The sequence below is a fragment of the Vibrio sp. Of7-15 genome, assembly GCF_022347565.1.
Taxonomy (GTDB): Bacteria; Pseudomonadota; Gammaproteobacteria; order Enterobacterales; family Vibrionaceae; genus NORP241.
The window spans coordinates 576788-588560 of sequence record NZ_JAKRGH010000001.1 but is presented as its reverse complement, the minus strand read 5'-3'; the positions used below and the strand labels follow the sequence as shown (position 1 = coordinate 588560).

At 42.9% G+C, this 11773-nt stretch carries 9 protein-coding genes and 1 pseudogene; 8 read left to right on the top strand and 2 right to left on the bottom strand.

The window, feature by feature from the left end; all coding sequences use genetic code 11:
- Positions 1–146 precede the first annotated feature (146 nt).
- Positions 147–690 (bottom strand): annotated as a pseudogene (locus tag MHO82_RS02350) (DUF3332 domain-containing protein).
- Positions 691–921: 231 nt separating this feature from the next.
- Here MHO82_RS02350 and MHO82_RS02345 point away from each other — a divergent pair.
- Both MHO82_RS02345 and MHO82_RS02340 read left to right on the top strand, forming a co-directional pair.
- On the top strand, positions 922–2904 hold the full coding sequence (locus tag MHO82_RS02345; RefSeq protein ID WP_239182234.1) for a methyl-accepting chemotaxis protein: 1983 nt from the start codon (positions 922–924) through the stop codon (positions 2902–2904).
- 308 nt (positions 2905–3212) lie between these two features.
- Positions 3213–4451 (top strand): OFA family MFS transporter, encoded by a 1239-nt coding sequence (locus MHO82_RS02340; protein ID WP_239182233.1) that lies wholly within the window; start codon positions 3213–3215, stop codon positions 4449–4451.
- A 139-nt stretch (positions 4452–4590) separates the two neighbouring features.
- On the opposite strand, the gene MHO82_RS02335 is transcribed toward MHO82_RS02340, so the two are convergent.
- Positions 4591–4776: a restriction endonuclease subunit S gene (locus tag MHO82_RS02335; RefSeq protein ID WP_239182232.1), complete on the bottom strand. Its 186-nt coding sequence runs from the start codon at positions 4774–4776 to the stop codon at positions 4591–4593.
- Positions 4777–4978: 202 nt separating this feature from the next.
- Between MHO82_RS02335 and MHO82_RS02330 the strand changes: the two genes are divergently transcribed.
- The 6 genes from MHO82_RS02330 (at position 4979) to MHO82_RS02305 (ending at position 11760) form a co-directional block, all read left to right on the top strand.
- Positions 4979–6223, top strand: coding sequence for a glycosyltransferase (locus tag MHO82_RS02330; RefSeq protein WP_239182231.1), 1245 nt, complete (start codon positions 4979–4981; stop codon positions 6221–6223).
- 222 nt (positions 6224–6445) lie between these two features.
- Complete coding sequence (locus MHO82_RS02325) at positions 6446–7402, top strand: MoxR family ATPase (RefSeq protein WP_239182230.1); 957 nt, start codon at positions 6446–6448, stop codon at positions 7400–7402.
- The gene (locus tag MHO82_RS02320) at positions 7399–8373 is read left to right on the top strand and encodes a DUF58 domain-containing protein (protein WP_239182229.1); all 975 of its coding nucleotides are present in this window, start codon (positions 7399–7401) and stop codon (positions 8371–8373) included. The genes MHO82_RS02325 and MHO82_RS02320 overlap by 4 nt, the downstream gene beginning before the upstream one ends.
- Positions 8363–8887, top strand: coding sequence for a DUF4381 domain-containing protein (locus tag MHO82_RS02315; RefSeq protein WP_239182228.1), 525 nt, complete (start codon positions 8363–8365; stop codon positions 8885–8887). The genes MHO82_RS02320 and MHO82_RS02315 overlap by 11 nt, the downstream gene beginning before the upstream one ends.
- Positions 8880–9842: a VWA domain-containing protein gene (locus MHO82_RS02310; protein ID WP_239182227.1), complete on the top strand. Its 963-nt coding sequence runs from the start codon at positions 8880–8882 to the stop codon at positions 9840–9842. The genes MHO82_RS02315 and MHO82_RS02310 overlap by 8 nt, the downstream gene beginning before the upstream one ends.
- Positions 9835–11760, top strand: a complete 1926-nt coding sequence (locus MHO82_RS02305) for a VWA domain-containing protein (RefSeq protein ID WP_239182226.1) — start codon at positions 9835–9837, stop codon at positions 11758–11760. The genes MHO82_RS02310 and MHO82_RS02305 overlap by 8 nt, the downstream gene beginning before the upstream one ends.
- Positions 11761–11773: the final 13 nt, after the last annotated feature.

The window sequence follows — 11773 nt, the reverse complement described above, 5'->3', positions numbered from 1 at the left end:
AAAACTAAAGGAAATAAATTTTTAATAAAAAAGTTCGGAGTTTAATATTCGAAACCTATATTATTAAAAGCCATGAGTTTCATATTAAAAGCTCATAGCCTTTATACTAAAGTCGCATTGTAATTAATTAGAAAATAAAATTTCGTTTAAATATTATTCGCATGTACATAACTTTCTAATTCAGTTAATGAAGCCGTTGTAATAAATTCTTCATTCAAATAGAAATTCACTGTATCCCCCACTTTTTCACCGCGTAAAACTTCGGAGCGCCCATCAGCATAAGAGACATTCATTTCGAGCGTTTTTGCATCAACCTGGCTCATTTCAACTTTTTCAAATGAGGTATTATTTGCTTGCAATGGCACCTCAGTTAACGATTTATCTAGCTTATCATTAACCTTAAAGATCGCATCAACAGGCTGATCAACAACAGCAGGTCCTTTACCTGTAATGGGGTTCTTACCCGTCCAAAATTCGACTGAATTAAAAATGAACAAGTCAGCCAACGATGCAATTACCATACACAGGGCTAAGTAATACAAACAAGCCAGCACGACCGTAACGATTATCAACCGCAGATAAGTTCCCTTTTGTAACCATTTGTGAAGCCCCCATTTGCCCCATACAGCCGCTTAACAGACTGGTACTCAAAGCGATTACGATCGCTACTTTCATTTTATTTATATTCATTTTCTATTCGCGCATGTTTATAAAATGCAATGTGCACTTATTTATATTTTTATACTATCAATATATTCGTTTCATTATATGGAATGAGATAAGATTTGACGTTAATTTGACACAGTCAATAATTCAATTACGTGACAGCAATGCCATTTCAAAATAAAGTGCTACAATGCCCCCACTTTTAATAATACAATTGACACAATAATAAATACCATTGTTGATAGGTCTATCTACATGCCAACTATAAATATAAGAACACGTTTAATTATCATTGCTGCCGTTCCACTATTTCTTGTACTCTTTTTACTCTCGAAGCAACTCTTTCAAACCAATCAAAATTATCGCCACGCCGCCACATCACATGAAGCCATCACCTTTTTTAACTTACTTGATCAAGTGGCTCATAATTTTGCGGTAGAGCGCGGCTTAACTGCTGGTTTTGTTGCTTCAAAAGGGGAAAAAGGGAAAAACGCTTTAAACAACCAACGTAGACTAGCTGATGCGGCACATTCACAACTGGTTAGCTTTACGCCTGAATACCTTGAACCAGCATTAGTAAGCCAATTAATGTCTGACATTCAAAATCAATTACGTAACAAAAAGGCGATGCGTACCCAAGTAGATAGCCTGTCGCTAACCCAATCCCCGTTCGAATATTATTCCACACTGAACAAGCTCTCCCTCGATAGCATGGCAATAATATTAACTCAGGTAAATTCTCAGGAACTGACACAAAGCATGCAGGGACTTCTTTCTTTGTTGCAAATGAAAGAAAAAGCAGGAAAAACTCGCGGTGCACTAAACGGTGCGTTTGCAGGCAAGCAATCCTCCCTTGATAAATATGCCAACATTACCGCTTACATTGCTTCAGAGAAATTCGCTTTACGACAAGCCAAACTGACTCTTCCACATCCAGGAAGCAACCTTCTTAGCCAAGCAACCAATTCCAGTGAGTGGCAACAGGTTCAGGCGATTCAAAATCAGTACTTAGGGCAAAAACAATCTTTATCAAACTTAGAAGGGCCAGAAGCAAGTACTTGGTTCTCTATAGCCACTAAGCGTATTGGTTCAATAAAAAATGTAGCTGATACCGTGTCTGAAAATGTTCAAAACCAAGCAAAAGAACTCATGTCTAGCGCAGCATGGGCTCGTAATATTTATATCGGGATTTGCATTTTTCTTGTTGTACCAATGGTTGTGCTAACCGTTATTTCAGTTCGAGCCATCAGCCAACGAGTCAACTTTTTTGGCCAAAAAATTGAAGAGATCGCTTCGACGAAAAACTTAACCAAAAAGTTGAGTGATGATAAAGATGATGAATTTACTAACCTCGCAGGTCATATTGATCATCTACTTGAGAGCTTAGCCACCCCACTAAACAATGCACACGATGTTGCTTCAAGAACACAGCACGAGTTAGTTGAATTAAACCAACGTATCATCGAAGCGAAACAAGCCAGTCAAGACACATTTCATCGCTGTGACAGCATTGCCACCGCAATGACAGAAATGGCACAAACCAGTACACAAGTAGCCGATGTAACCAATGAGGCACAAAGTACAACAGATAAAGCCAGTCAGAATGCCCAAGTTTGCCTAGACCACAGTGCTCAAACTTTTGAGGCGACTCGCCAACTTCATCAAAGTATTGAAAGCACCTTCAATCGTGTTGAAGAGCTTGAGAAACAGACCCTGAATGTCTCGCAGATCCTCGATACCATTACCGCTATTTCCGAGCAAACGAATCTATTAGCATTAAACGCAGCCATTGAGGCCGCACGTGCTGGTGAACAAGGCCGTGGCTTTGCTGTCGTCGCAGATGAAGTAAGAACACTCGCGCAACGCAGTCAAACAGCGACAGAAGACATACGTAAGCTACTGGATGATATCAGTGTCAACGCCAAAGCCTCTTTCGAAAACATGCAAAAGAGTAAAACAGCCAGTGACAATACACACGAATCTGTAGACGACACACGCAATTACATTGATTCTTTATCTGGAGCAGTACAAGAGATATCACATTTCAACATTAATATTGCAGCCGCGACTAACCAACAATCTGAAACGGCCAACATCGTAAACGCCGATTTGGATGAACTCACAGGCTTGGTCAGCAGCACAGGCACAATGATTAGCGCAGTAGATGAAGAAATAAAAGTGCTTGAAGCCCGAATGCACGAACTTACTGAACAAATAAACAGCTTCACCTTAAGTTAACGCAACTTTAGCAGGATCTGCTTAATTTTCAGGCACTGAAAACAAAATTCAGTGCCTTTATTATTTATTCATTGATAAACAGAAATTAACACTTCACATTTACGCTACAAAGCATACCTTTGATTAACATCACAAAATCACATTTAAAATGTAACATTTATTACTTCCATTGCTCTCTTTAGGTTGGTAGAATCCGCGCGCCTTAAAAATGCTACTTTAGTTGAATAAGGCAAACATATTTTTATGAATGTGTACTTTTTATACTGTCTATTAGATGTAGATGTCAGCCAAAATTATTGAGAGCAATAATGAAAAAATTTGATAAAGCAATGCGTATTTTGCTTGCAGGTTTCTGTATTAACCTTTGTATGGGTATTCTGTACGCTTGGAGTGTATTTAACAAAGCTTTAGTAACTGATCTTGGTTGGTCAGCTGCTGATGCATCACAACCTTATGCAATTGCAACTCTTACCTTTTCTATTTGTCTTTTAGTTGCTGGTATTTTACAAGACCGTATGGGTCCACGTTTGGTTCTTATCTTAGGTACAGTATTAGTTGGCCTAGGTATGATTGCTTCTAGCTTTGCAACAACACCAATGATGCTTGCTATCACCTTTGGTGTGGTAACTGGTGCTGGTATCGGCTTTGGTTACGCTTGTCTTGCTCCTTCAGCAATGAAATGGTTCCACCCTTCTAAAAAAGGTATGGTTAACGGCCTAATCGCTGCTGGTTTCGGTCTTGCTGCGGTTTACCTTGCACCACTGACTTCTGCCTTGATCACAAGCTACGGTATCGAAACAAGCTTCTTAATTCTTGGTGTTGGTATTCTAGTTATCGCGGTTCCTCTAGCATGCACAATCAATAACCCACCAGCAGGTTACACACCTGAAGCACCAGCGCAAAAGCCAGGCCAAGCTCCAGCAGCCGCTATCAAACAAGTTGATATCAACTGGCGTGGTATGCTAAAAACGCCTCAGTTCTACTCTCTATGGGTAATGTACGCATTCGCCGCTTCTGCTGGCCTAATGCTGATTGGTAACATCACTACAATTGCAAGCGTACAAGCGAACATTCCAAACGCTGTTTACCTTGCTTCTATCCTAGCGGTATTTAACTCAGGTGGTCGTATTGCAGCAGGTATCCTATCTGACAAAATCGGTGGTGTGAAAACTCTGCTTCTTGCCTTTATCCTACAAGGCATCAACATGGTTCTTTTCGCAACGTTTGATTCTGAGTTCACTCTGATCATCGGTACAGCGGTTGCTGCGGTTGGTTACGGTACGCTTCTAGCGGTATTCCCATCAATCACAGCTGACTTCTACGGTCTGAAAAACTACGGTACTAACTACGGTGTGCTTTACACATCTTGGGGTATCGGTGGTGCAATCGGTTCAGCGGTTGTTGGCCTATCGTTCGCGTACTCAGATTCTTACGGCCTAGCTTACACTATCTCTGCTGCTATGCTGGGTGTGGCTGTTGTTCTGGCTCTTATCACTAAGCCTGTGAACGCAGAAAAAGCAAGCGCACTAAAAGCAAGCGCTGCGTAATCTAAACTACTCTTTATATCGAAAGGCGAGGTTTTCTGACCTCGCCTTTTTTGTACCTGTTTTATGTTGAAGCTTGATAGCCACATAATAAATGCCCACTGAAGATAGTGGGCATTTGAACATCTAATTCTAAGAAAACTTAGTGAGGCTTCTTCTCAGCAAAGAATTTTCCAAAGTGCTCTTCCATGATTTCTGGAGTCAGCTTACCTTCAGCTTCCAGTTTTTTCAGTTCAGCAACAATTTTTTTCTGCTCTTCCATTGATGGTAATGCCACTTCAGGTTCATCACTTGGCATTGCTTGAAGTTCTTTTTCAAAATCTTGCATATTCTCTTCCAAAATTATCGACAAAATAATATCACTGCCTGTAATTCTACCGTACTGCACACCATCAACCAAATACCTACTCGCTTAACTGACTAAAACTCCGTCAATCAAGCAATTAGAAAACAAATCTACTACGATAAAAACGACTTTTACGTGTGATATGGATTACCATAATGGCAACACTCTCGATTGGATAAATCAAATGAAAACGGTACTTGTAATTGGCTACGTATGGCCTGAACCTAATTCTTCAGCGGCGGGCAGCCACATGATGTCACTGTTGAGGCTATATAAACAACAAGGTTGGCAAGTAACGTTTGCAAGCCCAGCTCAACAAACAGAGCACATGGTGGACTTATCTTTAGACGGGATTTCGAGTAAAGCCATTGAACTGAACGACTCCAGCTTTGATGAATATATTCATGAACTTCAACCTGACATGGTTATGTTCGATCGGTTTATGATGGAAGAGCAATTTGGCTGGCGAGTAGAAAAGCAGTGCCCTAATGCCCTACGCTTATTAGATACAGAAGATCTACAATGTTTACGTCAAGCACGCCATCAAGCACTCAAACAAGGCAAAGATCTGACAAAGCAAGACCTCTTTAAAACCGATTTAGCCAAACGTGAAATTGCGGCTATTTTGCGCTCAGACATGTCGCTGATCATTTCCGATCACGAAATGAAGCTGTTAACCGACACTTTTAAAATAGATGGTGACTTGCTACACCACTTGCCTTTCATGTTGAACTTAGAAAAGCTGCCGACTCAAACACTACGCTTTCAAGAACGTGAACACTTTTTGGTGATCGGTAACTTCCGCCATGCTCCAAATTGGGACTCTGTGCTTTATTTACAGCAAATCTGGCCATTGATTCGTAAACAATTACCAAAAGCCGAGCTGCATATTTATGGATCTTACCCACCACCAAAAGCAACCGCTCTAAATAACCCAAAACAAGGCTTCTTTATTAAAGGCTGGGCGGACGATGCCCTTGAAGTGATGCAAAATGCCAAAGTGTGCCTCGCACCTTTGCGTTTTGGTGCTGGAATTAAAGGCAAACTATTAGATGCCATGCATGTTCAAACCCCAAGCATTACCACAAATATCGGTACTGAAGGCATGACAGGCCAAACACCGTGGCCAGGCATAGTGGCAAATGATGCCCAAGGGTTTGCTGATGCCGCTGTTGCTCTTTATCAAAACGAAGAACAATGGAATCAAGCAAGCGGACATGCTCATGAACTGCTTCATGAACGTTTTAACGGTAAACAATTGGGGAACGGTCTCATCGAGCGCATCACACAAACTTATGCCAATTTAGAGCAACATCGTGCAAACAACTTTTTCGGTGCTATGTTGAACCACCATACAATGAAAAGCACACAATACATGTCACAATGGATTGAATCTAAAAACAGGCTTGCTGAGTTGGAGTCTCAATAAAGTACTACCGTAATCCGGGGAGAGCTTGAAATTCAACCAAACAACCCCATTCATACCATTAAGAGCGAACTTTTCGGCTCGCTCTTTGTCGTATATCCATGTTTTCAGTAGCATGTTTAAGATTTGCTACTGAAAGCACATCATTAGACACTGCCTTATTATCATGAATCATAGTTTTCTTCAGGCAGTGCATGTTATTCAGATTTTGAGGAATGCACCACCATGCTAACGGATACGTTTCAACGCTTACAACGCCACCTTGAGTCTCAGGTTATTGGTCAACCTGAATTAGTAAAACAATTGCTGATTGCCTTACTTGCAGATGGACACATACTTGTTGAAGGGCCTCCAGGTTTAGCTAAAACACGTGCCGTAAAAGTATTATCGGACTCAATTGAAGGTGATTTTCACCGTATTCAGTTCACCCCTGATTTGCTGCCATCCGATTTAACAGGTACCGATATTTTCCGCCCTGAAACTGGTGAATTCACTTTCCAGGCAGGTCCTATTTTTAATTCACTCGTTCTGGCCGATGAAATTAACCGTGCCCCCGCTAAAGTGCAGGCTGCAATGCTTGAAGCCATGGCAGAAAAACAGATCACCGCAGGCCGAAACACCTATTCATTACCTGATTTGTTTTTAGTCATGGCAACCCAGAACCCAATTGAACAAGAAGGGACTTACCCACTACCAGAAGCGCAGTTAGATCGTTTCTTACTGCATTTGAGTGTGGATTACCCAAATGAAGAAAGTGAACTGGATATTCTAAGACTAAACCGCGGCGAAGCTCTTGGGCAGTCAAACCCAGAACCTGTGTCTATCAGTCAGAGTGATATTTTCTCAGCGCGCAAAGAAGTGCTTTCGATCCACATGGCCGATGCCATTGAGCAATACATTATTCGTTTAGTCATGGCCACTCGCCAACCAGAGCGATACGACGATCAGCTCGCTAGCTGGTTACAAATGGGGGTTAGTCCACGTGCCACACTCGCTCTCGATCGCTGTGCACGCGCTCATGCCTGGCTATCCGGCCGCGACTTTGTAACACCGGAAGATGTTCAAGTCATGGCATACCCTGTTCTTCGCCATCGTTTATTGCTTAGCTATGAAGCTCAAGCAGAAGGCATTCACCCAAATATCATTGTGAATAAGCTGATCACACAGGTAACAAGCGCATGAATGGCAAAACCGCCAGTTCAGCTTTAGCATTACCGCCAAATAGTGACGGTGTCACACTATGTTTGGCTGAACTGCTGTATTACAAAAATCAGGCGGTCAAATGGCTGCCTCCGGCGCAAAGTGTGTGGTCTCAACTCAATGGTAACCACACCAGTCGCCAAAAAGGACGCGGAATGAACTTTTCCGAAGTACGTCAGTATCAGCCGGGCGATGATATTCGCTCTATTGATTGGCGTGTTACCGCTCGTACAGGAAAAGCCCATACAAAACTGTTCAGTGAAGAAAAAGAGCAACCAGTAATGCTCTTTATCGATTTAAGCCCAAGCATGTTGTTTGGGTCTCAATTGCTTTTAAAATCTGTGCAGGCCGCTCACTTTGCCAGTCTGCTCAGTTGGTTAACAGTACGAGAAAAAGATCGTGTCGGTGCCATTATTTACACTGGCAATAAGCTTATCGAGTGCAAACCAACCGCGAGACAGCAAGGGCCTCTGCGCTTAATTAATGCCTTAATACAGGCACATGATGCTGTTCAGAACCCACAAACTGGCGCTGATACAACTGAGCAATCAGACTTTGGCTTTACTCACGCGTTAAAAAACCTTCTTCACCTTTGCCCTAAAGGCAGCGAAATTGTCATGATCAGCGACTTTTATGATCTGCGCATTGAAGATAAAACTTTGCTGAGTCAGCTACGCCAACACAACCGAGTTCAATTTGTCCAGATTTCCGATCCGCTTGAACAAGGCCAAACCGGCTTTAGAGGGTTAGAAAACGTCAGTGACAGTAAACGCTCTGCTTGGCTTGATTTTTCCGCAAAAAAAACGCGTACCGCATTACTGCACCACTACCAGCTCCATCAACAGTTTATTATGACTATGGCTCAACAATTAGGTGTTCCCATTCACTCACTGTCTGCCGCACTCCCTTTGCTCACCCAACTAGGTGATAAGGAGAAACGCCGTGGCCAGTAACCTAACTCAACCAGCGACTGAACCAACAACACCGCTATTACCCCTTGCCGACATCCATTTACAAGCCGCCCCAAGCTGGTGGCCTTTAGCTTGGGGCTGGTGGGTACTCGCGGCTGTTGTACTTTTTACCGTGGCAGGTACATTGTTTCTCATTAAAAAGCGCAATGCTAATCACGCCGCAAAGAAAGAGGCACTACAACTGCTACAAACTTCGGCTTACCAAAACGACATTGCAATGGTATCAGAGCTGCTAAAACAAGCAGCAATGAGTTATTTTTCTCGTGGCCGAGTGGCTTCTTTAAACGGAGCACAGTGGCTTCACTTCTTAGATCAACAACTGCCCGCAAAGTATCGAAAATCACATGGCTTTCAGGCCAAAGAAGCAGAATGGCTTGCCGCACTCTACGCGCCAACAGCTAGCCTACCAGCTGATACTCAGAAGATGTGCCTAGAGCAAGCCAAAATCTGGCTCACTCATGCTTTGCCTCCTAAGAAAGGAAACCAAAATGTTTGAATTTATTTGGTGGTGGGTATGGTTTCTTTTACCTCTGCCTTGGCTTGTGTATCGTTTTGTGCCTGAGGTTCCACAACCTGCAGCCATTCGATTACCAAGCCTTCCTACCGACATTTCTGAACAACAGCCAAAGCAATGGTGGCGAAAAAGCTTGATTGTTTTATGTTGGATTTGCCTTATTGCAGCCACCTCTCGTCCTGTTTGGTATGGCGACCCTATCGAAGTTCAACCCAAACACAGAGACATGCTACTAACGGTTGATCTGTCTGGCTCTATGGCCATTGAAGATATGGTGACTGGTAATGGCAATATTGATCGCCTAACCGCAGTGAAACAGGTTCTGTCTGATTTCATTCAAAAGCGACAAGGCGACCGCCTAGGGCTAGTATTATTTGCCGATCATGCTTACCTGCAAACCCCGCTAACCTTTGACCGTAAAACCGTAGAACAACAGTTAAACCGTGCAGTGCTGAACCTAATTGGTAAAAGCACTGCCATTGGTGAAGGGCTTGGCATTGCGACAAAAACCTTTATTGAAAGCGATGCCCCACAGCGTGTGATTGTGCTGCTAAGTGATGGCGCAAATACTTCCGGTGTGATCGACCCACTTGAAGCCGCTGAGCTTGCCAAAAAAAGTAACGTCACCATTTATACCGTTGGTGTTGGTGCAGAAGAAATGCAACAACGTCAGTTCATGTTCACTCGCACTGTGAATCCATCACAAGATCTAGATGAAAAAACACTGACTGAAATTGCCGAGTTAACGGGCGGGCAGTATTTCCGAGCTCGTAACCCACAAGAGCTAAGCACAATATACGACATCATCAATCAATTAGAGCCAGTGAGCGAAGCTCAGCAAACGTGGCGACCTCGTGAAGAGTGGTTCCGCTTCCCTTTAATGGGCGCTCTATTGTTTTCCATTATTATTCTGATCATAAGGAAGCGTCATGGCTAATTTTACGTTTCTTTTTCCACTGTGGTTTTTAGCCTTAATACCACTCGCCATCTTGTTGCCTTGGCTTAAAAAGCACAATAAAGGCAGCGGCTTAATTGCTCCGCACTTGGCAAAACATTTTGGTATTCAAGTCAAAAAAGAGTCTTCTGTTCCCTATATTTTGCTTGCCATTGGCTGGTTAATGTCTGTTATCGCATTGGCAGGCCCTAGCTGGAATAGCACAGTAATGCCAACCTATAACCTAACTGGTGCGAGAGTGTTGGTCATGGATATGTCTCGCTCTATGTACGCGACCGACATTTCCCCTAACCGCCTAGTACAAGCTCGCTACAAAGCACTCGACTTATTACCAGGATGGAAAGAAGGTGCAACAGGCTTAGTAACCTATGCTGGTGATGGCTATATCGTGAGCCCTTTAACTGAAGATAGCCAGACCTTGGCAAACTTAGTTCCAAATCTGTCTCCTGCGATCCTTCCTATCCAAGGCAGTAACGCAGCTGCCGGCCTTAGCAGTGCTATCGACATGCTAAGCCAAGCAGGTCACCAACAAGGGGATATTATTTTAATTACTGATGGGCTAACCGATAAAGAGCTCGATGAGTCTCTTGAATTACTGAGCAACACAAAATGGCGAGTATCTGTATTAGGCATAGGGACAACAGCAGGCGCACCAATTAAATTGGAAAGCGGCCAACTGCTTCAAAACCGCGCGGGACAACCTGTTATTGCCAAAATGGATATATCGTCTCTGGCTAAGCTAACTCAAGAAACCGGTGGCGCTTTACAGCTTGTTCAACCAAATAACACTGATATTCAAGCCATCATTACAGCGACTGAAAAGCCACAAGAAAGTGTAAGTACAAAAGGCGAAAATAAGCTGGAAGACAAAGAAAATGGCGGCTATTGGCTGCTCATTCCTCTGTTATTACTCACCTTAATGGGCTTTAGGCGAGGTGTGGTTTTAGCTTTATTTTTCATGGTGTTACCCATCCCTGATGTTTATGCTGCTCCTTGGGTTAACCAAAACAGTGCTGCCTACCAAGCTTATCAAAATGAAGACTACCAACAAGCGGCTGAACTATTTAGTGATCCTGCTTGGAAAGGTATTGCCCAATATAAAGCTGGAGATTTTAAAAGTGCTATCAGCAGTTTAACTGGCCTAGAAGATCCTACTTCTCGGTATAACCTTGCCAATGCACTGGCTCAATCAGGTCAATTGGAACAAGCTAAAAAAGCGTATGAAGATATTTTAGAGAAGCAACCTGATCACGCTGATGCCCAGAAAAACCTAGATGTTGTAAAGAAAGCGCTAGAGCAACAGCAACAGCAACAGCAACAGCAACAGCAACAGCAACAGCAACAGCAACAGCAACAGCAAGATGAGTCCTCCGACTCTGAACAAAATAAAGACCAAGAGCAAAAACAAGAGGAACAACAAAACCAGCAATCTGATAATAAAGACAGTGAGAATCAAAACTCATCTCCAGACTCGGACAAATCAGAGTCAGAGTCAGAGTCAGAGTCAGATAAGAATGCTGAAAATAAGCCTCAGGACAAGAGTAACGAATCGGAAGAGCAACAGCACAATAGCTCACAGCAACAACAAGAACAGAAAAATGAAGAAAGCAAACCGGAGTCTTCTAAAGAACAAAACCAACAAGAGCAACAACAAGAAAGCCAAATGGCCAATGAGCCTGCTAAGCCCGCAGAAAAAAGCGAGCAAGAAAACGGTGAACCATCAAGTATCGCGCAAGCAGAAAATACAGGAGAAGAGTCTGAGCATAACACCGCTTACGCTGATCCGATTTTGAAAAAGCTTGAGCAAATCCCTGATGATGCTAGCCGATTACTGCACGCACAGTTGTTGTTACAAGCGCAACAAAAAGACACACCACCTCAAACAGAACGTTCTTGGTAACTAGGTGTTAAGA

Excerpts from the sequence above, each read along its gene's own strand:
- MHO82_RS02335 (WP_239182232.1), bottom strand. The coding sequence starts at position 4,776 with ATGCAAGATTTTGAAAAAGAACTTCAAGCAATGCCAAGTGATGAACCT.
- MHO82_RS02345 (WP_239182234.1), top strand. The coding sequence starts at position 922 with ATGCCAACTATAAATATAAGAACACGTTTAATTATCATTGCTGCCGTT.
- MHO82_RS02310 (WP_239182227.1), top strand. The coding sequence starts at position 8,880 with ATGTTTGAATTTATTTGGTGGTGGGTATGGTTTCTTTTACCTCTGCCT.
- MHO82_RS02340 (WP_239182233.1), top strand. The coding sequence starts at position 3,213 with ATGAAAAAATTTGATAAAGCAATGCGTATTTTGCTTGCAGGTTTCTGT.
- MHO82_RS02325 (WP_239182230.1), top strand. The coding sequence starts at position 6,446 with ATGCTAACGGATACGTTTCAACGCTTACAACGCCACCTTGAGTCTCAG.
- MHO82_RS02320 (WP_239182229.1), top strand. The coding sequence starts at position 7,399 with ATGAATGGCAAAACCGCCAGTTCAGCTTTAGCATTACCGCCAAATAGT.
- MHO82_RS02330 (WP_239182231.1), top strand. The coding sequence starts at position 4,979 with ATGAAAACGGTACTTGTAATTGGCTACGTATGGCCTGAACCTAATTCT.
- MHO82_RS02305 (WP_239182226.1), top strand. The coding sequence starts at position 9,835 with ATGGCTAATTTTACGTTTCTTTTTCCACTGTGGTTTTTAGCCTTAATA.